This window comes from Mycolicibacterium vaccae NBRC 14118 = CIP 105934, from assembly GCF_001552715.1.
Classification (GTDB): domain Bacteria; phylum Actinomycetota; class Actinomycetes; order Mycobacteriales; family Mycobacteriaceae; genus Mycobacterium; species Mycobacterium vaccae.
Genome location: NZ_BCRS01000109.1, coordinates 1 through 21320 on the forward strand (window position 1 = coordinate 1; position 21320 = coordinate 21320).

The following is a 21320-nucleotide window of genomic DNA, read 5'->3' on the forward strand; positions in this document are numbered from 1 at the left end:
CCGACAGCACCGCGGCGCGGACCGCTTCGCTGCGCGGGCGCCCGCGGCGACCCGCGGACCGGCGCTCCACCACGCGCTCAGCTTATTGCGTGCGCAACCGCGATCCCGCCATCGCGACGGCCAGGGTGAGCACCGCGGCCAGCGCGCCGAACCCGAACATCATCGGATAACTGAACGACCGCCCCGCGACCGCGAGCACTGCAGGCACCGCGAAACCCAGGTAGGTCAGGCTGTAGAACACGGCGGTCATGCCGGCAAGGTCGTCGGGGCCGGCGATCCGCTGGATCTGTTGCAGACCCGCCAGCAGGCCCATCCCGTATCCGGCGCCGAGCACCGCCGCGGCGAGCAGGGCCACCCAGATGGTCAGCACCGCCGCCGCCCACGCGGCCATCGCCATCCCGGCCGCGATCAGGCCCAGCGCGATCACCACACCGACCCGTCCGCCGGCGTCGAGGTTGCGGGCGAGGTTCTGCACCATGAACGCCACGCCGAGTGCGACGAGACCCATCAGCGCGGAGAACGCGATCGGCGCCGCGGCCACCGAATCCGCCATCAACCCGGGCAGCACTGCGTAGGCCGACGCACCTGCGCCGAAGACCCACGGTGCCAGCGGCACGATCACGAACAGGAACCGGCGGTGCGCCGCGCCGGGCACCGCGAGGTCGGTCCACCACGGACGTCCGGTGTCGTGCCGCGCGCGCGTCTCGGGGGCGGCGCGCAGTAGCACCGCAGCGCACAGCGCCAGGACGACGTTGACCGCGTAAGGCAGCACGGTGGGTGCAGGACCCCACTGGGCAAGGGCCCCGGCTACTCCCGCACCGAGACCGAATCCGGAGGTCAGGCTCATCGCCGCGCGGCGGGCCCCCGCATCTCCGACGTCCCACGGCGGGCTGGACAGCTCCTTGAGCCAGCTGCCGCCCACGGCCATGGCCAGACCGAGGGCCACGCCACTGAACACCCGGCCCAGGCCCAACAACAGTGCCGACTCGGCTCCGCACGCCAGGATCGAGGAGCCCACGGCCGCCAGGACCGGCGCGGGCAGCATCAACGGCCGGCGACCGAACCGGTCCGACAGAGGGCCGCCGATCAGCAGCGCGGGCACGATGCCGAGCACGTAGGCGAAGAGCAGCAGATCGACGGTCAGCGCGGAGAAGGTGTCGCCGGCCCGATACATCACCAGCAGCGGGGTGAACTCATTGCCGCCCCAGGCGATGGCGAACGTGGCTACCGCGACTGCCAGCCAGTGACGCGTCGCGCCGGTGCGCGGGGCGGGCTGCGCCGCGGAGTGCGCGACCGTCACATTACTGGACACTTTGTCCACTATATAGGCCGCGAGCAAGTGGGTATCCGCCGAAGCACGTGGCGAGCGCAACATTCTGCGCAGGTGAGTCGGTATCGATTGCGCCGGACGGAGCAAAAACTGTAACGTGTTCTAGTTAGAAGCCGAGGTTTGGAGGCCCGAGTGACTACCGATTCAGCTGCGGCAAGCGCAGGGATTCGCGAGATCGACACCGGCACGCTGCCCGACCGCTATGCGCGAGGGTGGCACTGCCTGGGCCCGGTGAAGAACTTCCTGGACGGGAAACCGCACGGGATCGAGATCTTCGGGACCATGTTGGTGGTGTTCGCCGACTCCCAGGGCGAGATCAAGATCCTCGACGGCTACTGCCGGCACATGGGCGGCAACCTCGCCCAGGGCACCGTCAAGGGCGACGAGATCGCCTGCCCCTTCCACGACTGGCGCTGGGGCGGCGACGGCAAGTGCAAGCTCGTCCCCTACGCCAAACGCACCCCCCGCCTGGCCCGCACCCGCGCCTGGCACACCGATGTGCGCGGCGGCCTGCTGTTCGTGTGGCACGACCACGAGGGGAACCCGCCGCAGCCCGAGGTCCGTATCCCGGAGATCCCGCAGTGGTCCAGCGGCGAGTGGACCGACTGGAAGTGGAACACGATGCTGATCGAGGGCAGCAACTGCCGCGAGATCATCGACAACGTCACCGACATGGCGCACTTCTTCTACATCCACTTCGGGTTGCCGACCTACTTCAAGAACGTCTTCGAAGGTCACATCGCCAGCCAGTACCTGCACAACGTCGGGCGCCCCGACGTCAACGACATGGGCACCGCCTACGGAGACGCATCGCTGGACTCCGAGGCCAGCTACTTCGGCCCGTCGTTCATGATCAATTGGCTGCACAACACCTACGGCGACTTCAAGGCCGAGTCGATCCTGATCAACTGCCACTACCCGGTCACCCAGGATTCGTTCGTGCTGCAGTGGGGCGTCATCGTCGAGAAGCCCCAGGGCCTGGACGACAAGACCACCGAGAAGCTGGCCGACGCGTTCACCGACGGGGTCAGCAAGGGCTTCCTGCAGGACGTGGAGATCTGGAAGCACAAGACGCGCATCGACAATCCGCTGCTGGTCGAGGAAGACGGCGCGGTGTACCAGATGCGACGCTGGTACCAGCAGTTCTACGTCGACGCCGCCGACGTCACTCCCGAGATGACCGACCGGTTCGAGATGGAGGTCGACACGACGATCGCCAACGAGAAGTGGCACGTCGAGGTCGAACAGAACCTGAAGGCCAGGGAAGCCGAAAAGGCAGAACAGCCGGCGACATGAGTCAGCCACCGGATGTGGACCGCCTCGCCAAGTCGATGCTGCTGCTGCACGGGCACGACGACGAGGAGCACGAGCACGGTCACACTCCGGGGCACACCGATGACAAGCCCGGATCATGGCGCAAGGCACCGGATTTCGCGTCCGATCCGGATCGCGCGGCAGCCGTGCGGGCAGCCACCCAGGCCGACCGCGAGCGCTACCTCACGTCGGGGCTGGCCGAGGTCGACTGCCGGTTCTGCCATGTGGCGGTCAAGGTGAAGAAGCTCGGCCCGACCCACACCTCGGTGCAGTGGAGCCGCGAGTCGACTCAGCGGTGCGCGCACTTCGCCGAGATCCGGGCAGCCGGCGGCGATCCCGCGCGCTCGCCGTCCTGTCCTCGGCTGGCCGACAGCATCAGGCACGCTGTCGCCGAAGGTTGCCTGGAGGAGTACTCCAGCGCTCCGTCGCCCGGTGACGGGTAGGTCGTTCGTTCGCGCCGAGCGCGCCGCTTCAGGGACGGATCCGCTCCAACGCGGCCGTGCGCTCGGTGACCCAGGAGCGCAGTGACTCGGCCTCGGCCCGCAGGCCCTGCTCGCTGAGGCCGGCGCTGAGCGGCACGGTCGCCACCAGTTCGTCGAGGAGTTCCACCGCGCGCCCGTCGGCGTACATCTGCTGGTAGAGGTCCCAGTACGCCCTTTCGTAAAGGTCGGTGAACGCGCGCGACTCCAGGAACCGTTCCTTCAGGAGGTTGCCCTTGAGCCATGGCGGCACGTCGCCGGGCGCGGCACCGGGAGGCGGCTCGGGCGGTGGTGGAAAGCCGGACGGGAACACCATCTCGACCGGGTCGTGCGGCCCCGTCGTGGGGTCGCCCATCAGCATGGCCAGGTTCAGATCCCAGGACACCACCGACAGCTTTCGAGTGTCGAGGTCGTACCACAGGTAGTAGTTCTGGCCCGGGCCCGACATGTCGTCGGCATTCACCAACAGGTTCTGCGTCGCGACGTAGCGCGCCAGGGATTCCACGTCCACCCAATGCGGCAGCGACGCGTCGAACTCGGCCGCATCGGCGGTGTCGAGCCATTTCAGGAAGTCGATGAGGGGCTGCAGGTTGCCGGAGCCCACGGCGTTGATCTGTTTGAACTCGCCCGCATAGATCGACTGGTCGGCGCCCCGGTACTCGAGCTGGGACCCGGCCCTGGCCTTGTACAGATAGCCGGCCGACTCGTACAAGGTGTTGGCGTAGGTGTCATCGGGATGCTCCAGGACCAGCTTCGTCGTGGCGTCGCCGTTGATCGAATACCTCACGTGGGCGTAGCGCTGGGTGGGTTGGCCTGTGCTGGCGGTCAACGACAGTGCCATCGCCTCGTTGAGCATCGACGTCCCAGGCCGCACCGTCAGCTCGGTCATCCCCTGGTAGCCGCGCCCGTCGACATTCTCGTCGAAGCTGATCAACAGCGGCAGCGAGGTCGGGACATCGGCGGACACGCTGCCCATCGGACCGAAGGGAGGGGGCATCGAGAAACCCTCCAGCCCGGGCGGAGGCGGCCGCAGTCCCATCAGCGTCGAGTTGCCCTTCAGCCGGACCGCGACGTCGTCGATCACAGTGCCGTCGATGGTCAGGTCTGCGCTGACCCACTTCTTGTCGCCGTCGGCGGTGAACTGGGTCAGCATGTGGTGAAGTTCGGCGTCGGCGATCTCGATCGACAGGGTGTGCTCGACCGTGGGGTCGAAAAGGTCGACGGCGCCGGGGATGTCGTGGGTGATCTGCGCGGCGATGACGGACACGTCGCCGGTGACGTAGGGCCGCAGTCGGACCTGACCGAACACCAGCGACACCACCGCGGCGAGGACGATCAGGATGGTCACCGGCTTCCAGTGCTGGCGCACTGATCTCGGAACCCGGCGGACGAGCCGCCGTGCGGGAGTGGGGCGCACCGCAGCGGTGGCGTCCTCAGATGTCGGTCTGGTCATAGCCGGTCAGCACCGTCACCCGTTGCCCGCTGTTCACCTCGCTCAGCGCGGCGATCAGGTCGTTGCCGGTCCTGCCCTTCTTCAGCCGGGCCGTGTAGTACAGCTCGTGGAGGGCACCGGAACGAACCGATTCCGTTGACACCAACTCGAATTCGGAGCAGTACTCGATCAGCACGTCCTCGACGCGCGCCGCGTACTCGCGCTCGGGCGGCACCTGCACCTTCACCACCTGGCGCTTGACGTCGAGCTTGAACAGATTGAACTTGCTCATGATCACCAGCACCAGGCAGATGGCGACGGTGGCGGCCACCGCCAGGACATAGAACCGGGTACCGCATGTCATCCCGACCGCCATCACCAGGAAGACGAACCCGATATCCCGGGTTTCCTTGATGGCGTTGCGGAATCGGATCACCGACAGCGCACCGACAAGGGCGAAGGCTCGGGCGATGTTCGAGCCGACAACCAGCATGATGACGGAAATGATCATGCAGACCATCACCAGCGTCTGCACGAACGACTGGCTGTAGGACACGTTCTTGTGGGTGTACCGGTATACCCATCCGATGACGAGGGCCAGCACGAAGGACAACGACAACGATGCGACGACATCGAAGACGGTGAAGGTGCCGCTGAGATCCTGCAGATTGATGTTCACTGATGGCTTTCTGATTCGATCGCTTATCGGGTAACGGTTTTCGCGTCATCGGCCGGGGTGTCGGACTCCAGCAGATCGGCGGGTACGGGGTCTCCGGCCTCCGGTGGCACCAGCTCGGGAGCGCCGGACAGCGACCGGGGCGCGAGGTCGAAGGCCTGCACCGACTGGCAGTACTTCGATATCCGTACGACCGACATGTCGACGCGGGCCAACAGGTCGGTGATCCAGTACGGCACCCGCTCGTTGGCCTTGACCTCCACGATCGCCAGCTTCGGCGGGATGGTGAAGCGGTTGCGGGCATCCGAGGCGAAGTGGAAGTCTCTGTCGCGGCCGTGCACCTTGTGGTCGATGGTCACCCGCAGTCCCATGTCGGCGTCCCGACCGACGAATGCCTCGCGCAGGTAGCCGGTGGTCACGACGGGCCGTAGGTCCAGGTTGCCGACCAATGTCGACACCTCGTCGACGAACGGACGCTGTGTGGGGTCGCAGTCGATCTCCTCGCGGCCGTTCAGCCAGCGCAGCGCGGTGGCGTAAGGCAGCTGGATGCGACGTTTCTGCGTCACCCGGTTCACCCGTTGCTTGATCTCGACCTGCACCGGGCTGTCGGCCGTGCAGGCTGACGGCGCGCCGTAGAGCCGCATTCGCAGTTTGCGGCGGAACCGCAGGCCTTCGATCTTCTCCCAGTAGAACCGCAGATCCGGGGTGTCGTAGTACAGCGATGTCACCGGGTACCCGCCGCGCGGCGAGTACGGATCGCTGTTCATGCGGGCCGCGAGCTCGGTTCGCAGTGCGGGCACCATCAGTTCGTCGACGAAATACTTGATCTCGTACCGGTTGAAGGCGTGCAGCTTGCTCGCGGTCTGTTGATAGCCGGTCGGCCGTGTCGGGACGTCGTCGTAAACGCGCGACGACTGGTCCGCGCGGGCGCGCCGCAACCCGAACAGATTCATGTCTCCTGCGCTTCTGGTCAGCTGGGGGCCACTTCGAGATGAGCGAGAAGTGAACAGCTAGTGAAGCTAACAGTACGAAGCTATGAGCGAGCTATGCGCGAGCTATGCGCGCCGTCCACGCATTCCCCGAGTACCCCGATGACCTGCGGGTTCCATCGGCGATGATGTCGGTCACACACACTGCCCGGCAGGGTCAGAGCCCCTCGAAGCGCGCCTTGACCTGCTCCGCGGTGAGTCCATAGTCCGCCAGCGAGTAGGTGTGCTTCGGCGCGCGGGGACCCTTCTTGCTCTCCTGGTCGGTCTGAACCATCGCCGCCCGCGCCGCGTCGGTGAAGTCGATGCCGAAGGCGCGGTAGATGTCCTCGACCACGCCGATCGGATCCTTGATCAGCGCGAAATAGTCCAGATCGTAGAACTGTGCCGGATCGTGCCTGGCGCGTTCGGCATTGAACAACTCCAGCCCCCTCGACCAGGTCTCCATCGAGTCCGCGCCGATGACATCACCGGCGAACGTGTTCGACCAGCCCTCTGTGGTGTGCTGGGCCAGTGAGCACATCGACGCCATGATCGTCTCGGCGGGCCGATGACACTGCACGATCAGCGCGTCCGGGTACGTCTCGAACAGCGCGTCGAGGGCGAACAGGTGACTGGGATTCTTCAGCACCCAGCGCTTCTCGCGGTCGTTGAGCCCGATCAGCTGCAGGTTACGGCGGTGCCGCCGGTAGGGCTTCGTCCAGTCCTGGCGGGCCAGCCACTGCGAGTACGTCGGTACGTGGGCCAGCGTTTCGTAGGACACCGAATGCAGGGACTGGCGCAGCAGCTGCCAGCACTCCTCCACCTCGTCGGCGGTCATGAAATGCAGCCCGGTGTAGTCCGGGTTCTCCTCGTGCGCTTTGGTGAACTGCGCGTCGAGTTGCTGGAAAACCGGGTTCTGCGACCAGGTTTCACGCGGGGGGCGCGGCTGAGGGAACTCGGCCAGCCACAGTTCCAGCCCTTGGTGCCGCGGATCGGCGGCCAGCAGGCGGTGCACCGCCGTCGTCCCGGTACGCGGCAAGCCGGTGACGAAGATCGGCCGCTCGATCGCCACGTCGGCGTGCTCGGGGTATTGCTTGAACGCCGCCTCGGACACCAGACGGGCGACCAACGCGTTCCTGAGGAAGAAACGCTGCATCTTGCTGCCGAGCTCGGTGAGGTCGGCGTCGCGCTTGTACGACTCCAACAGAACGCCGAGCGCCTCGCGGTAGTTGTCGTCGTCGGACCCGAAATCATCGAGGCCACAGGCTTTCACCGCGGAGGCGTGCAGATCCTCGACAGTGCCGACGTTCGTTCGCGCCGTCCGTTCGCTCATCAGGCCTTGAACTCCCCGCAGTTGACGTCGAGCGCCTGCCCGGTGATGCCGCTGGACAGGTCGCTGGCCATGAACAGGATCGCCGAGGCCACCTCGTCCTCGGTGGGCAGCCGCTTCAGGTCCGACGACGCTGCGGTGGCCTTGTAGATCTCCTCGACGGTGGTGCCGTACTTACCGGCCTGGTGGGTGAAATAGGACTCCAGCGTTCCACCCCAGATGTAGCCGGGCAGCACGGAGTTCACCCGGATGCCCTGGTCGCCCAGCTCGGTCGCCAGTGTCTGCGACATCGCCAGCAGCGCCGACTTCGCCATCTTGTAGGCGCCGTACTTGGCCTGCGAGTGGCGTACGACCATCGAGTTCACGTTCACCACCGCGCCGTTGGCCTCTGCGAGCGCCGGCGTGAACGCCTGGACCATGCGCAGGGCGCCGAACACCGTCAGCTCGATCGCGTCCCGCATGTGCTCAAAGGTGGTGTTCGCGAACGGTTTCATCGAGGGCACCCGGAAGGCGTTGTTGATCAACACATCGACCTTCCCGTAGGCCTTCAGTGACTCCTCGACGAGGTTGTCCACCTGCGCCTCATCGGTGATGTCGGTGCCCACCGAGACAGCGCGCCGGCCCAGATCGGTGATCTGCTTGGCGACGTCCTCCAGTCGTTCGACCGTGCGCGCGGCCAGCACCAGATCCGCACCGGCCTCCGCGCACCGCCGTGCCAGCGTCGTGCCCAGCGCCGGTCCGACGCCGCTGATCACGACGACCTTGTTCTCCAGCAGGGGAAGTGCCATGGGTCAGCCCACCATTCTTTCGCCGATCTGCTTCTGGCGCAGCGCGATCCGCGCGCGCCAGTCCTCGTCCGAGATCTTGTTCGAGTCGTAGTACGGCAGCGCCGAAGGCACATCGTCGACGTGCACCAGCTCGACCGCCGGCCCGTTGGCCGCCGTCATCTCGCGCGACACCCGTTGCCAGCGGAACTGCAGAAAGCCCTTGCGATGCCCCAGCGTCTCGACCCAGTTCGTCACACCCGGATTGCGGTCGGAGACCACGAAGCGGATCTTGCCGTCCGGATCCGCCTGAGCCTGAGTGCCGTTCAGCGAAGTCTGATGGTTGATGTAGTCGAGCGAGATGTACCACAGGCTGCCCAGCTGGAACCCCAGGTACGGCGCGTCGGTGACCGGCAGTGTGATCACCAGCGCCTGGTCCTCGCGCAGGTCGAACTGGCCGGCCGACGAATACTGGGTCGCGAGCCCCCCGGGTGTGAGCCTCGGCGCCACCATAGTGTTGGGCGGACTGTCGTTGTAGAACCACTGCGGGAACTGCAGCCACGTCTTCACCCTTTGCACGAGCTGCTTGCCCGCGACCGCGTACCGCTTCTCGATGAGCTCACGGGTCAACGGCGCCGGGGCCGTGCCCGCCGTGTCGGTGCGAGCGATCGCGAACGTGCCGCGCTGGGCCGACCAGTCGTTGTATACCTCGCGGATGACCAACTGGGAGGGCACCGCGGGGGTGAACCTCCATTCGAATGTCCCGTCGGCAGCGATGTCGAGCTTGCGATCGTCGAAAGCCGTGTCACTGTCGGGCACAACTTCGTCGGTGTACTCGCCGCCGAGGAGTTGGAAGCTCACGTCGGTGGTGGTACCGCGCCGGCCGGTGACGACGTACTCGAAGCCGGGCTGCACGCGGGTACCGAAGTACATGGTGTCGGGGTTGTCGAGGCCCATCTTGGTGAACGGTCCGGTGCCGCTGTGCAGGAACGGATGGTCGCGGTCGTAGTCGAACGCCACATGCGTGCAGGCGGCGATACAGCCGGCGAGGTATTGCAGACCCTCGAGCAGATCGGCCTCGGATTCGATGAACGGGGCGGCCGCGACAAGCGTCTCCGCTTCGGCAATCGCATCGGCGAGAGGCTGGGTGAACACAGTGTGAAACTAGAACCCGTTGCACCGCGAGTCAATATACGACCGGGTTGTTCCAAATATGTACCCGTAGGTAGTCTCGCGGTATGTCGACCCCGGGCCGCGCCTCGCCGCCGACGGACCGCGTGGTGCGCGTCCTGGATTTCCTGGCCGGCCATCCCCGGGAACGCTTCGGCGTCTCCGATCTCGCACGCCGGGTCGGCCTGACCAAGCCGACGTGCCTGGGCATCGTCACCTCGCTACGGGACGCCGGATACCTGGTCCGGGACCCGGCCGACAAGACCTACCGGCTTGGGCCGGCACTGATCACCCTGGGCCACCGGGCCCAGGAGTCGCTGCGCGTCAGCCCCGCCGCCCGGGAGCAGTTGCGCCTGCTGTCGTCTCGGTTCGGCGCGCCGGCCGCGCTGGCGGCGGTGGTCGACGACCGCATCACGCTGCTGGACCTGGTCGCGCCCGCCGGTACCCGGCCGGGCGTCGAGGTCGGCCAGAGCTATCCGTTCGCGCCGCCGGTCGGCTTGATGTTCGTGCTGTGGGACGAGGAGGCCGAGCGGCAGTGGCTCGCGAAGCGGCCCACCATCCCGCTGCGGACCGACACCGACCGGCTGGCCAAGGTGGTCGCCGCGTGCCGCGCCGACGGATACCTCGTGGAGCGGCAAACCCCGGGCGGGAGGCGGCTGTACGCGTTGATGGCCGGCATGCCCGACGAGTTGCCCGACGAGCTGCGCGCGCTGCTCGGTGAGCTCGTCTCCGACATCGGCGAGCGGGTGTATCTGCGCGACGAGAGCACCCGGCGGGGCCGCGCTGCCCGTTTCGATATCAGCGTGATCTCCGCACCGGTGTACGACCATCATGGCCGCCAGGTGATGGTCGCCTCGCTGCACGTCGGGAAAGCGTTGACCGACAACGAGATCGTCGACCGCGCCCGCGCCGTGGTGGCGACTGCCGACGCGGTCACCGCCCAGCTGGGCGGCCACACCCCCACCGCCTGAGTCAGGTCGTCTCCGGGCCTCCGCGTGCCAACTAGCTGGTCGCTGCCAGCGCGAACGGCAGCACCTCGGCCGCGCCGGCGGCGCGCACCGCCCTGGCGGCCATTGTCATGGTCCACCCCGTGTCGGTCAGGTCGTCGACCAGGAGCACGCGCGCCCCGGCCACCCCGCCCGGCGGGACCCAGGCGCCGTGCAACGCCGCCACCCGGTACGCCGAGTTCGCGGCGGAGGTGGGCCGGTGATCGTGCGAATACTCCAGCACGCCAAGGTTTTCCAGTCGACCCACCTCGGCCAGGCGCGCCGCCAGGGAGGAGATCAGCTTCGGTCGGGTCGCCGAATCCAGCGCGAGCACCGCTGTCGGGCGCTGCTGCCACTCCCAGGCCTTCAGCACCGCGACGGCCGCGCCCAGCACGTCGTCGGACACCTCGGCGTCAGGGTCTGCCAACAGCTTGCGCAACCGCGCGCCCCACCCGAGGTCGGTCAGCCGCCCGATCGCACGGCCCGGCGAAGGCCCGTCGCTGATGCGGCCCGACATCTCCAGGCCGAGCTTGGCCAGACCGGTCGGCCACTGCTTGCGCGGGGCGATCTCGACCCCCGGTCGCATGAGGCGCAGCCGGGTCGTCTCGGCTTGCTCCGCGTCGACGTCGGCGATGTACCGCGGCCCCGCGCAGTTGTCGCACCGACCGCACGGTTGCGGACCGAGTTCGGGGTCGTCGAGTTGGCTACGCAGGAACGACATGCGGCAACCGTCGGTGCTCTGGTAGTCGAGCATCGCCTGCTGCTCGCGTTTACGGGCCTCGTCGAGGCGGCGGTAGCGGGCCTCGTCGTACTCCCACGGCTGCCCGGTGCTGATCCACCCGCCCTTGACCCGCCGCACCGCGCCGTCGACGTCGAGCACCTTCAGCACCATCTCCAGGCGGGACCGGTTGAGGTCGACCAGCGGCTCGAGTGCCGCCGTGGACTGCGCGCGGTCCGGCTCGAGGGCGTCGATCACTTTGCGCACCAAGGCTTCCGGCGGGAAGGCCACCGATGCGAAATACCGCCACACGTCGGCGTCCTCGCGGCCGGGCAGCAGTATCACCTCCGCGCTGGCGGTGGACCGCCCGGCGCGGCCGACCTGTTGGTAATAGGCGATCGGCGAGGACGGCGCCCCGAGGTGGACGACGAAGCCGAGGTCGGGCTTGTCGAAGCCCATCCCCAGCGCCGACGTCGCGATCAGCGCCTTGACCCGGTTGGCCAGTAGGTCGGCCTCGAGTTGTTCACGTTCGGCGGCCTCGGTTCCTCCCGTGTAGGCGGCCACGGCGTGGCCCTGCTCGCGCAGCAGCGCGGCGACGTCGTTGGCCTGCGCGACGGTCAGGGTGTACACGATTCCGGACCCGGGCAGGGCATTCAGGTGGGCGGCCAGCCAGGCCGCGCGTTGCGCCGGGCCGCCGGCGTGCACCACCGACAGCCGCAGTGACTCCCGGTCCAGGCCGCCGCGCAGCACCAGGGTGTCGGTACCGCCGACACCCAGTTGAGCCGCCACATCGGCGACCACCCGATCGTTGGCGGTCGCAGTGGTGGCCAGCACCGGGATGCCGGCGCCGAGCTCGCCGATCAGGGTGCGGATGCGTCGGTAGTCGGGCCGGAAGTCGTGGCCCCAGTCCGAGACGCAGTGCGCTTCGTCGACCACCACCAGGCCGGCGTCGGCGGCCAGGGCCGGCAGCACCGCGTCGCGGAAGTCGGGGTTGTTCAGCCGTTCGGGGCTGACCAGCAGGACGTCGAGCTCACCCGCGTTGACCCGCTGGTGCACCTCGTCCCATTCGGTGACATTGCTGGAGTTGATCGTCGCCGCCCGCACCCCGGCTCGGGCGGCCGCATCGACCTGGTTGCGCATGAGCGCCAGCAGGGGCGAGACGATCACCGTGGGCCCGCGGCCCGCGGCACGCAGCAGTTTCGCGGCGATGAAGTAGACCGCCGACTTTCCCCATCCGGTCCGCTGCACGACCAGTGCCCGGCGACGATGCACGACCAGCGCCTCGATGGCCGTCCACTGGTCATCGCGTAGCTGGGCGTGCGGGCCTGCCAGTTGTTCGAGCAGTGCCTGGGCCTGCGGTCTCGTCGCCATCAGACCATCGTGCCGGGCGTCTCCGACACACGGAAACGGGCCCGGGGCTCCTGGCCCCAGGCCCGTAACCTGTCAGAGGTCAGCTCGCCGGAGCGGCCGGCTTCTCTGGCTGCTGTTCCGGTTGCTGCGGGGCCGCCGGAGCCTCGACGATCTGGGGGACCTCCACCGGCATCTCGGCGGCACCCGGGGTGCTGTTCCACACCGCCTGCGCCACCGGGGTCGGCGTCAGCTGCAGGTTGCACTGCGTCTGCAGCGCGCTCACGGGCGCGAAGATGCTCCTGAGTTCCTGCTCCACCTGCGGGTTCTGCTGGAAGAACGCCTGGTAGGCGGGCATGGCATCGTCATTCGGCTGCGCCGAGATGGTCGACAGCGCCTCGTTGGCCTGCGGGTTCGCCGTCAGGTAGGCACCCTCGGACGCCGCCGCGGTGCTCACGGTTCCGGCCACGCTGGCCGCGGAGCAGTCGGGCGAGGGTGCGGGCGCGGGAGCCGGTTGAGCGTTGGCCACCGGGGCGACGATCGCCGCCGACCCGAAAGCCAGCATTCCTCCGGCGAACATGCCGAACAGGCCGCGCCGCACGGTCGTAGCGGACGTGTTCATGAAAATCACTCCTTCGATCTGCGATCAGTCGGTCGCTCGGTTGGCTTCTACCCGTCAGCGGCGACGCCAAACCCCCGCACGGCCGGCCCCGGGGCGCTCCACGCCATCGTCGTCGCAGGTCGTCGTGCCTGTCGAAGAATTTCGAAACTGATGGCTGTCGCACTGTTTCCAACGCCGTGACGATCTCGGACACGTCCACTCACCGGAACTGCATGGGCGCGGACCCGACTTCTCCAGCCGCGTGGAGAGTCCTGGCCTTTTCAATGAAAACCTCACGTGCTCAGCATCGTTAGCGGAGTTTGTGGTGGCGCGAGGTCACCCCCATGTGGCGGCAGAAACTGTCGAGGACGTTGATCTGTCCGTCGCCGCCGCGGAACACGACCAGCTTCTGGCCGAAGGCCTGGATGTGGGCACCCCGGCGGCTTCGATGTGCCGGATGCTGTCTTCTTTTCGCTGAACAGTCACCCCGTTCTTCTAACACCCGCCAGCACGCGCAGTCGGGGCCTGTTCCACTGGCATAGACAGCTTATTCACTTGGGCGGCAACATATTTGAAATTTCCAGCAGTCACTACCGGTCGTCGTCGCCGCTCGCCCGCTTCTCGATCTCGTACCAGTACTCGGTGGTGGGCCAGGTGATCATCCTGTCCCCGGATCCGGCGGCGCTTGCGCTCATCGACTCGGCCTCGTCGCGTTCCTCGAGCATCTGGCGCGCGAGTTCGCGTTCGCTATCGACGACGACCAGCCCGGCATCCTCGGCGAGTGCGGGCAGCACCTCGTCGCGAAAGTCGGGGTTGTTCAACCGTTCCGGGCTACCAGCAGCACATCGAGTTCGCCGCGGCGGACCCGCTCGTGAATCTCGGACCAGTCCGCGACATTGCTGGAGTTGATGGTCGCGGCGTGCACGCCCGCACGGTCCGCCGCGGCCACCTGGTTGCGCATCAGAGCCAGCAACGGCGACACGATGACCGTCGGGCCACGACCCGCCGCGCGAAGCGGTTTCGCCGAGATGAACTAGACCGCGGACTTGCCCCAGCCGGTGCGCTGGACGACGAGCGCCCGGCGCCTGTGGACGACCAGCGCTTCAATCGCGGTCCACTGTCATCACGCAGGACGGCATTCGGGCCGGCCAATTGCACGAGTATCGCCTGCGCGTCGGCTCTGGTCGCCGTGGCCGGCTGAACCGCCGGGGAATCATCCGTGAAGCCAGCGTGCCCGCTGGGTATGACGCCGGTGCGCGTCAGTGCACAACGAGCCAGATCGCGACGAAGTGGCACCCCGCCGCGGCGACGGTGAATGCGTGGAAGAACTCGTGGTGACCGAAGGTCGCGGGCCACGGATTGGGCCATCGCACGCCGTACAGAATCGCACCCACGTTGTAGAGCACACCGCCGGCGATCAGCAGAGCGACCACTGTTGCGCCGGCAACATCGAGCAGCGGCTCGGCGAACCAGATCGCCACGTACCCGAGCATCAGATACAGCGGGATACCCACCCACCGGGGAGCCGAGGGCCAGCACATCTTCAAGGCCACCCCGGCGAGCGCCCCCGTCCAGACCAGCGTCAGCACGTCAGCGCCGATCCCGGGCGGAAGGGCAAGCAGCGCCAGCGGCGTATAGCTCGCCGCGATGAACAGGAAGATCGCCGAGTGGTCGAGACGCATCATCCATTTCTCGGCCAGCGGTGACCCCCACTGAACCCGGTGATATGTGGCACTGACGGCGAACATGCTGATCACGCCGGCCACGTACACCGAAGCGGCCCAGCCGGCGAACTCTGAGGACGCCCGCCACGCGCTCTGCACCAACGCCAGGCCCGCGACGACAGCCACACCGGCCGCAACCAGATGTATCCATCCGCGGGCCCGGGGCCGGACGATGACTTCGATGACCGGATCTAGGTGAGCAGAACCGGCCGGTGCATCGCCGTTGATCAGGGTGTCTCCGATGTATTAGCGAGCCGCGGGTCGGGAATCACGAAACCGGAGCGTGTCGCACCGGCGCAAGCGAATGGTAGCGCCCGACGACGGGCCTGCGCGATCAGACGCGCGCCGCCTCGGCCTCCTGCTCGCGCTTGATCTCCAACGCGATGTCGATGAGCTGGTCCTCCTGACCGCCGATCAGCTTGCGCTGACCCGCACGGTGCAGCAGCTTGTGCGCCGGCACGCCGTAGCGCTCCGACTGGCGGATCGCGTGCTTGAGGAAGCTGGAGTACACCCCCGAGTAGCCCATGATCAGCGCGTTACGGTCCAGCAGGCACTCCGCCGGCATCGCCGGGGCGACGACCTCCTCGGCCGCGTCGGCGATGTCGAAGAAGTCGATGCCCGTCTTGACGCCGATCTTGTCGAACACGCCGATGAGCGCCTCGACCGGCGCGTTACCCGCGCCCGCGCCGAACCGGCGGCAGGAGCCGTCGATCTGCTTGGCACCGGCACGTACGGCTTCGATCGAGTTGGCGACACCCAGGCCGAGGTTCTCGTGGCCATGGAAACCCACCTGCGCATCGTCGCCCAGTTCGGCGACCAGCGCGGCAACCCGATCGGCGACACCTTCGAGCACCAGCGCACCGGCGGAATCGACGACGTAGACGCACTGGCAGCCCGCGTCGGCCATGATGCGGGCCTGCTTGGCGAGCTTCTCCGGAGAGATCGTGTGGCTCATCATCAGGAACCCGACGGTCTCCAGGCCCAGCTCGCGGGCGAGCCCGAAGTGCTGGATCGACACGTCGGCCTCGGTGCAGTGGGTCGCGATGCGGCATATCGATCCACCGTTGTTCTGGGCCTCCTTGATGTCCTCCTTGGTGCCCACGCCGGGCAGCATCAGGAAGGCGATCTTGGATTCCTTGGCCGTTTCGGCGGCCAGCTTGATCAGCTCCTGCTCGGGGGTCTTGGAGAACCCGTAGTTGAAGCTCGACCCGCCGAGCCCGTCACCGTGGGTGACCTCGATGACGGGCACGCCCGCCGCGTCGAGCGCCGCGACGATCGACCCGACCTCGTCCTTGGTGAACTGGTGGCGTTTGTGATGCGAGCCGTCGCGCAGCGACGTGTCGGTCATCCGGACGTCCCAGATCGGATTGAAGTAAATGCTGTCCGTATCACTCATGCTTGCGCACCTCCCGAGACCGAAGCCCGTTCCTTGGCGATCTCCTCGCCCACCTTGGTGGCCGCGGCGGTCATGATGTCCAGGTTTCCAGCGTAGGGCGGCAGATAGTCTCCCGCACCCTCCACTTCGACGAAGATCGTGACGACGTGGTTGCCGCCGTTGACCACGGACGGCTCGTCGAACTGCGGCTCGTTGAGCAACCGGTAGCCCGGCACGTAGGTCTGCACCTCGGCGACGACGTCCTTGATGGACTGGGTGATCGCCGCATGGTCGGCATCCTCGGGGATCGCGCAGAAGATGGTGTCGCGCATGATCATCGGGGGCTCGGCGGGATTGAGGATGATGATCGCCTTGCCGCGCTTCGCGCCGCCGATGTTCTGCACGCCGGCGCTGGTGGTCTTGGTGAACTCGTCGATGTTGGCCCGGGTGCCCGGGCCGGCCGACGCCGACGACACCGACGCGACGATCTCGGCGTAGGGCACATCCACCACGCGTGATACTGCGTGCACCATCGGGATGGTCGCCTGCCCACCGCAGGTCACCATGTTGACGTTGGGGGCGTCGAGATGATCGCGCAGGTTCGCCGGCGGGATCACCCCGGGCCCGATCGCGGCGGGGGTCAGGTCGATGGCGCGGATACCGGCCTCGGCGTACCGGGGCGCTGCGTCGCGGTGCACGTAGGCACTGGTCGCCTCGAACACCATGTCGGGCTTCTCCGGCTGCGCCAGCAGCCAGTCGACACCTTCATGTGAGGTCTCCAGACCCAGCTTGCGAGCGCGGGCCAGACCCTCGCTCTCGGGGTCGATGCCGATCATCCAGCGGGGCTCCAGCCACTCCGACCGCAGCAGCTTGTAGAGCAGGTCGGTGCTGATGTTGCCGGACCCGACGATCGCGACGGAGGCTTTTTTGTCCGTAGACATTGCTAGTCCTTCGGGTTATTCGAAACTGAGCTGTACTGAACCTAATCCGCTGAAGTCGGCCACAAAATGGCTTCCCGGCGGTGCATCTATCGCACGTGTGCACGACCCGGGCAGCACAATGTCGCCGGCCTTGAGCCGGACACCGAAACTCTCGACCTTGCGGGCCAGCCACGCGACCGCGGTGACCGGGTTGCCCAGCACCGCGTCGCTGCGTCCCTCCGCGACGACCTCGCCGTTATTGGTCAGCACCGCGTCGATGGCCCGGATATCTATGTCCTTGGGCGACACCCGCGCCTCGCCGAGCACCCAGCCCGCCGAGCTCGCGTTGTCGGCGATCGTGTCGCACAGTTTGATCTGCCAGTTGGTGATCCGGGTGTCGATGAGCTCGATCGCGGGCGCGAACGCCGCCGTCGCGGCCAGCACGTCGTCCTCGGTGCACCCGGCGCCGGGCAGGTCGTCGGACAGGATGAAGCCCACCTCGACCTCCACCCGCGGATACAGGTAGTCCGCCGACTTGACCGGAACGTCTTCGAAGACCTGCATCTGGTCGAGCAGATGCCCGTAGTCGGGCTCGTCGACGTTCATCATCTTCTGCATGGCCTCAGAGGACAGGCCCACCTTGTGCCCGATCACCCGGGCGCCGCCGGCGATCTGCCGGCGGATGTTGATCAACTGGATCTCGTAGGCGTCCACCACGTCGATGTCGGGGTGCCCATCGGTGAGCGGTGAGATCGGCACCCGGCTGCGCTCCGCCTCCGCCAGGTCTGCGGCGAGCTTTTCGCGCACCTCATCGGACAACATTGGTGAAGTCCCCTCGTTTCGTCGACCGGCACAGTTGTTAGTCGGCCGGGCAATTCTATAACGTGTTCTACATGACGGAGCAGGAGTACGACGTCGTCGTGGTCGGGAGCGGCGCCGCGGGCATGGTCGCCGCCCTCACCGCCGCCCACCAGGGCCTCTCGACGATAGTCGTTGAGAAGGCCCCGCACTATGGTGGTTCCACTGCGCGGTCAGGTGGTGGCGTATGGATCCCGAACAACGAGATCCTCAAGCGCGACGGCGTCAAGGACACCGCAGACGCGGCCCGCACCTATCTGCACGCGATCATCGGCGACGTGGTGCCCGCGGAGAAGATCGACACCTATCTGGATCGCGGCCCCGAGATGCTGTCGTTCGTGCTCAAGCACTCGCCGCTGAAACTGTGCTGGGTGCCGAACTACTCCGACTACTACCCCGAGCACCCGGGCGGCAAGGCCACCGGCCGTTCGGTGGAGCCAAAGCCGTTCAACGCCAAGAAGCTCGGTGAGGATCTGCCCGGCCTGGAACCGCCGTACGGCAAGGTGCCGATGAACATGGTGGTGATGCAACAGGATTACGTCCGGCTCAACCAGCTCAAGCGGCATCCCCGCGGGCTGCTGCGCAGCCTCAAGGTCGGCGTCCGGTCCGTGTGGGCCAACACCACCGGCAAGAACCTGGTCGGCATGGGCCGCGCGCTGATCGCCCCGCTGCGGATCGGGCTGCGGGAAGCCGGGGTCCCGGTGCGACTGAACACCGCGATGACCGATCTGCACGTCGAGGACGGTGTGGTCCGTGGCATCTACGTCCGGGATACCGGTGCACCGGAAAGCGCCGAGCCGCAACTCATCCGGGCGCGGCGCGGAGTCATCCTGGGCAGCGGCGGATTCGAGCACAACGAGCAGATGCGGGTGAAGTACCAGCGCGCGCCGATCACCACGGAGTGGACCGTCGGCGCCGCGGCCAACACCGGCGACGGGATCCTCGCCGCAGAGAAACTGGGCGCCGCGCTGGACGTCATGGAGGACGCCTGGTGGGGGCCCACCGTGCCACTGGTGGACTCGCCGTGGTTCGCGCTGTCCGAGCGCAACTCCCCCGGCTCGATCATCGTGAACATGGCGGGCAAGCGATTCATGAACGAGTCGATGCCCTATGTCGAGGCATGCCACCACATGTACGGCGGCCAGTACGGCCAGGGCCCCGGTCCCGGTGAGAACATCCCGGCCTGGCTGGTGTTCGACCAGCGTTACCGTGACCGCTATATCTTTGCCGGACTCCAACCAGGACAACGGATTCCGAAGAAGTGGCTGGAGTCGGGGGTGATCGTCAAGGCCGACACCCTCGAGGAGCTGGCGGTCAAGACCGGCCTGCCGGCCGACGCGTTCAAGGCCACCGTGGAGCGCTTCAACGGCTTCGCCCGCGCCGGGGTGGACGAGGACTTCAAGCGCGGCGAAAGCGCCTACGACCGCTACTACGGCGATCCGACCAACAAGCCGAACCCGAACCTGGGTGAGATCGGCCAGGGTCCGTTCTACGCGGCGAAGCTGGTGCCCGGCGACCTGGGCACCAAGGGCGGCATCGTCACCGACGTGCGGGGGCGGGCGCTGCGCGACGACGGTTCGGTCATCGACGGCCTCTACGCTGCAGGCAATGTCAGCGCACCGGTGATGGGCCACACCTACCCCGGCCCCGGCGGCACCATCGGACCCGCGATGACGTTCGGCTATCTGGCGGCGTTGGACATCGCCGCAGGGAAGGAATAAGCGTGCCCATCAATCTCGATGAAGCCATCGGCGCCGAGCTGGATCCGGTCGAATTCTCCTGGACCAGTAGCGATGTGCAGCTCTACCACCTGGGACTGGGTGCGGGCGGGGATCCGATGGACACGACCGAACTGCGCTACCTCGTCGACGACACCCCGCAGGTGCTGCCGACATTCGGCAACGTCGCGCAGAGTTTCCACATGACCGAACCGCCCGCGGTGAAGTTCCCCGGCATCGACATCGAGCTGAGCAAAGTGCTGCACGCCAGCGAGGCCGTCACCGTGCCCGGGCCCATCCCGCCGTCGGGCACCGGCATCGCCGTCACCCGGTTCACCGAGATCTGGGACAAGGGCAAGGCTGCGGTCATCTGGTCGGAGACCACGGTCAAGGATCCGGACGGCACGCTGTTGTGGACCCAGAAGCGCTCGATCTTCGCCCGCGGCGAAGGCGGGTTCGGTGGCGACCGCGGTCCTTCGGGATCCTCGGCCGCGCCCGACCGTGCGCCCGACCTCGAACTCACCGTGCCGACCTCACCCCAGCAGGCGCTGCTCTACCGCATGTGCGGCGACCGCAACCCGCTGCACTCCGACCCCGGTTTCGCTGCGGCAGCGGGTTTTCCGCGTCCGATCCTGCACGGACTGTGCACCTACGGGATGACCTGCAAGGCCCTGGTGGACAACCTGCTCGACGGCGACGTGGCCGGGCTGAAGTCCTACGGCGCGCGGATGGCGGGCGTGGTGTTCCCCGGAGAAACCCTGCGGGTGAACGTCTGGAAGCAGGACGGCGCCTACACCGCCACCGTCACCGCACCCGAACGCGACAACGCGGTGGCCCTGGCCGGGGTGGAGTTCGTCCCGGCGTAAGAGGGCCTATTACTCGCAGAGCACCGGGCCTATTACTCGCAGAGCACCGGGCCTATTACTCGCAGAGCTCGGTGATCTTCGTGGAGGCCGTCTGCGCGTCGTTCATCCGGTCCACCTGACCGGGGTCGTTGCCCGGCGCGCCGGCAAGCTGGCTCATCCCGATGTACTCCAGGCTGTTGGCGAACGTGCGCACCGCATCCGCGAGATCGGACGGCACGTCACCGTCCAGCCGCGACAGCAGGAACTGTCCCCCGCCCAGTGTGGCCAGCCGAGCATTGGCGGCCACGGCCTGCACTGCGACCGGGTCGTCCCCGAGGTTGGCATTGGTCTGCAGCGACACCGCGCCACGCACCAGATCGAACGCACCACACACCCGGGTCTTCGGGTCGGTGGACTGATCGGCGGTCGCCGACGAGGTCTGGCTTGACGGCGCACTCAGCAGTGCCCAGACCGCAATCACCAGCGCCGCGACGGCGACCACCAGGGCCGCGATGACGAGCTGATTCGTACGACTGGACGTGTTTCCGGACTCGGGCATTGGGCGATCATAGCGGCTCATGAAAGGCACTCCTCGGCAATAGTTTTCAACACGCGGAGCGGACGACAGCAACGCGGGCGCCGCCCCCGTGGGAGTCGGCGCCCGCATCACAGCGCTATCGGGCTGGCTCAGTCGTCAGCGGCGTCTGCTCGCGCAGCCTCACTTCCATCGGCGCCGTCGTTTCCGCCCGAAGTGCCGGACCCGCC

Annotated in this window: 19 protein-coding genes and 2 pseudogenes; 5 read left to right on the forward strand and 16 right to left on the reverse strand. The window is 67.2% G+C overall.

Annotated elements, in window-relative coordinates; genetic code table 11:
- Positions 1 to 82: 82 nt before the first annotated feature.
- A complete protein-coding gene (locus MVA01S_RS19615) occupies positions 83 to 1321 on the reverse strand; it encodes an MFS transporter (RefSeq protein ID WP_051015274.1) in 1239 nt (412 codons plus the stop codon).
- 141 nt (positions 1322 to 1462) lie between these two features.
- Between MVA01S_RS19615 and MVA01S_RS19620 the strand changes: the two genes are divergently transcribed.
- Together MVA01S_RS19620 and MVA01S_RS19625 are read left to right on the forward strand one after the other, a co-directional pair.
- Entirely contained in the window at positions 1463 to 2626 is a 1164-nt protein-coding gene (locus MVA01S_RS19620) for a 3-ketosteroid-9-alpha-monooxygenase, oxygenase component (protein WP_040541205.1), read from the forward strand.
- Positions 2623 to 3087, forward strand: a complete 465-nt coding sequence (locus MVA01S_RS19625; protein WP_040541207.1) for a hypothetical protein — start codon at positions 2623 to 2625, stop codon at positions 3085 to 3087. Before MVA01S_RS19620 ends, MVA01S_RS19625 begins: the two co-directional genes overlap by 4 nt.
- Positions 3088 to 3115: 28 nt before the next feature.
- Here MVA01S_RS19625 and MVA01S_RS19630 read toward each other — a convergent pair whose 3' ends face one another.
- From MVA01S_RS19630 to MVA01S_RS19655, 6 genes are all read right to left on the reverse strand, one after another.
- Positions 3116 to 4576 (reverse strand): CotH kinase family protein, encoded by a 1461-nt coding sequence (locus tag MVA01S_RS19630; RefSeq protein WP_051015275.1) that lies wholly within the window; start codon positions 4574 to 4576, stop codon positions 3116 to 3118.
- A complete protein-coding gene (locus MVA01S_RS19635) occupies positions 4557 to 5234 on the reverse strand; it encodes a DUF4956 domain-containing protein (RefSeq protein WP_003930545.1) in 678 nt (225 codons plus the stop codon). Before MVA01S_RS19635 ends, MVA01S_RS19630 begins: the two co-directional genes overlap by 20 nt.
- Positions 5235 to 5257: 23 nt before the next feature.
- The gene (locus tag MVA01S_RS19640) at positions 5258 to 6184 is read right to left on the reverse strand and encodes a polyphosphate polymerase domain-containing protein (protein WP_003930546.1); all 927 of its coding nucleotides are present in this window, start codon (positions 6182 to 6184) and stop codon (positions 5258 to 5260) included.
- A gap of 193 nt (positions 6185 to 6377) precedes the next feature.
- Entirely contained in the window at positions 6378 to 7532 is a 1155-nt protein-coding gene (locus tag MVA01S_RS19645) for a sulfotransferase family protein (RefSeq protein WP_003930547.1), read from the reverse strand.
- A complete protein-coding gene (locus MVA01S_RS19650) occupies positions 7532 to 8317 on the reverse strand; it encodes an SDR family oxidoreductase (protein WP_003930548.1) in 786 nt (261 codons plus the stop codon). Before MVA01S_RS19650 ends, MVA01S_RS19645 begins: the two co-directional genes overlap by 1 nt.
- 3 nt (positions 8318 to 8320) lie before the next feature.
- The gene (locus MVA01S_RS19655) at positions 8321 to 9448 is read right to left on the reverse strand and encodes a hypothetical protein (RefSeq protein WP_003930549.1); all 1128 of its coding nucleotides are present in this window, start codon (positions 9446 to 9448) and stop codon (positions 8321 to 8323) included.
- 83 nt (positions 9449 to 9531) lie between these two features.
- Between MVA01S_RS19655 and MVA01S_RS19660 the strand changes: the two genes are divergently transcribed.
- Positions 9532 to 10434: an IclR family transcriptional regulator gene (locus tag MVA01S_RS19660; protein WP_003930550.1), complete on the forward strand. Its 903-nt coding sequence runs from the start codon at positions 9532 to 9534 to the stop codon at positions 10432 to 10434.
- Between the two features lie 31 nt (positions 10435 to 10465).
- On the opposite strand, the gene MVA01S_RS19665 is transcribed toward MVA01S_RS19660, so the two are convergent.
- From MVA01S_RS19665 to MVA01S_RS19695, 8 genes and pseudogenes are all read right to left on the reverse strand, one after another.
- Positions 10466 to 12538 carry a RecQ family ATP-dependent DNA helicase gene (locus MVA01S_RS19665; protein WP_003930551.1) on the reverse strand — a complete coding sequence of 691 codons (2073 nt, stop codon included), beginning with the start codon at positions 12536 to 12538 and terminating at the stop codon, positions 10466 to 10468.
- Between the two features lie 79 nt (positions 12539 to 12617).
- Complete coding sequence (locus MVA01S_RS19670) at positions 12618 to 13136, reverse strand: hemophore-related protein (protein WP_003930552.1); 519 nt, start codon at positions 13134 to 13136, stop codon at positions 12618 to 12620.
- Between the two features lie 319 nt (positions 13137 to 13455).
- Positions 13456 to 13542 (reverse strand): annotated as a pseudogene (locus MVA01S_RS32095) (Rieske 2Fe-2S domain-containing protein); the annotation flags it as partial.
- A gap of 325 nt (positions 13543 to 13867) precedes the next feature.
- Positions 13868 to 14279, reverse strand: a pseudogene (locus MVA01S_RS30555) (DEAD/DEAH box helicase); the annotation flags it as partial.
- A 95-nt stretch (positions 14280 to 14374) separates the two neighbouring features.
- The gene (trhA, locus tag MVA01S_RS19680) at positions 14375 to 15082 is read right to left on the reverse strand and encodes a PAQR family membrane homeostasis protein TrhA (RefSeq protein ID WP_144033054.1); all 708 of its coding nucleotides are present in this window, start codon (positions 15080 to 15082) and stop codon (positions 14375 to 14377) included.
- Positions 15083 to 15173: 91 nt separating this feature from the next.
- Positions 15174 to 16235 carry a 4-hydroxy-2-oxovalerate aldolase gene (dmpG, locus tag MVA01S_RS19685; protein ID WP_003930556.1) on the reverse strand — a complete coding sequence of 354 codons (1062 nt, stop codon included), beginning with the start codon at positions 16233 to 16235 and terminating at the stop codon, positions 15174 to 15176.
- Entirely contained in the window at positions 16232 to 17155 is a 924-nt protein-coding gene (locus MVA01S_RS19690) for an acetaldehyde dehydrogenase (acetylating) (protein WP_003930557.1), read from the reverse strand. The genes dmpG and MVA01S_RS19690 overlap by 4 nt, the downstream gene beginning before the upstream one ends.
- Positions 17156 to 17170: 15 nt before the next feature.
- The gene (locus MVA01S_RS19695) at positions 17171 to 17956 is read right to left on the reverse strand and encodes a 2-keto-4-pentenoate hydratase (protein ID WP_003930558.1); all 786 of its coding nucleotides are present in this window, start codon (positions 17954 to 17956) and stop codon (positions 17171 to 17173) included.
- Positions 17957 to 18027: 71 nt separating this feature from the next.
- On the opposite strand from MVA01S_RS19695, the gene kstD reads away from it, so the two are divergent.
- Both kstD and MVA01S_RS19705 read left to right on the forward strand, forming a co-directional pair.
- Complete coding sequence (gene kstD / locus MVA01S_RS19700) at positions 18028 to 19713, forward strand: 3-oxosteroid 1-dehydrogenase (protein ID WP_003930559.1); 1686 nt, start codon at positions 18028 to 18030, stop codon at positions 19711 to 19713.
- Between the two features lie 2 nt (positions 19714 to 19715).
- The gene (locus tag MVA01S_RS19705) at positions 19716 to 20576 is read left to right on the forward strand and encodes an enoyl-CoA hydratase ChsH3 (RefSeq protein WP_003930560.1); all 861 of its coding nucleotides are present in this window, start codon (positions 19716 to 19718) and stop codon (positions 20574 to 20576) included.
- 55 nt (positions 20577 to 20631) lie between these two features.
- On the opposite strand, the gene MVA01S_RS19710 is transcribed toward MVA01S_RS19705, so the two are convergent.
- Positions 20632 to 21114 carry a hypothetical protein gene (locus tag MVA01S_RS19710; RefSeq protein WP_003930561.1) on the reverse strand — a complete coding sequence of 161 codons (483 nt, stop codon included), beginning with the start codon at positions 21112 to 21114 and terminating at the stop codon, positions 20632 to 20634.
- Between the last annotated feature and the right edge of the window lie 206 nt (positions 21115 to 21320).

Bases quoted from the DNA above. Each gene is read 5' to 3' on its own strand.
- MVA01S_RS19625 (WP_040541207.1), top strand. From the start codon at position 2,623: ATGAGTCAGCCACCGGATGTGGACCGCCTCGCCAAGTCGATGCTGCTG.
- MVA01S_RS19630 (WP_051015275.1), bottom strand. From the start codon at position 4,576: ATGACCAGACCGACATCTGAGGACGCCACCGCTGCGGTGCGCCCCACT.
- MVA01S_RS19640 (WP_003930546.1), bottom strand. From the start codon at position 6,184: ATGAATCTGTTCGGGTTGCGGCGCGCCCGCGCGGACCAGTCGTCGCGC.
- MVA01S_RS19645 (WP_003930547.1), bottom strand. From the start codon at position 7,532: ATGAGCGAACGGACGGCGCGAACGAACGTCGGCACTGTCGAGGATCTG.
- MVA01S_RS19650 (WP_003930548.1), bottom strand. From the start codon at position 8,317: ATGGCACTTCCCCTGCTGGAGAACAAGGTCGTCGTGATCAGCGGCGTC.
- MVA01S_RS19660 (WP_003930550.1), top strand. From the start codon at position 9,532: ATGTCGACCCCGGGCCGCGCCTCGCCGCCGACGGACCGCGTGGTGCGC.
- MVA01S_RS19665 (WP_003930551.1), bottom strand. From the start codon at position 12,538: ATGGCGACGAGACCGCAGGCCCAGGCACTGCTCGAACAACTGGCAGGC.
- MVA01S_RS19670 (WP_003930552.1), bottom strand. From the start codon at position 13,136: ATGAACACGTCCGCTACGACCGTGCGGCGCGGCCTGTTCGGCATGTTC.
- dmpG (WP_003930556.1), bottom strand. From the start codon at position 16,235: ATGAGTGATACGGACAGCATTTACTTCAATCCGATCTGGGACGTCCGG.
- MVA01S_RS19690 (WP_003930557.1), bottom strand. From the start codon at position 17,155: ATGTCTACGGACAAAAAAGCCTCCGTCGCGATCGTCGGGTCCGGCAAC.
- MVA01S_RS19695 (WP_003930558.1), bottom strand. From the start codon at position 17,956: ATGTTGTCCGATGAGGTGCGCGAAAAGCTCGCCGCAGACCTGGCGGAG.
- kstD (WP_003930559.1), top strand. From the start codon at position 18,028: ATGACGGAGCAGGAGTACGACGTCGTCGTGGTCGGGAGCGGCGCCGCG.
- MVA01S_RS19710 (WP_003930561.1), bottom strand. From the start codon at position 21,114: ATGCCCGAGTCCGGAAACACGTCCAGTCGTACGAATCAGCTCGTCATC.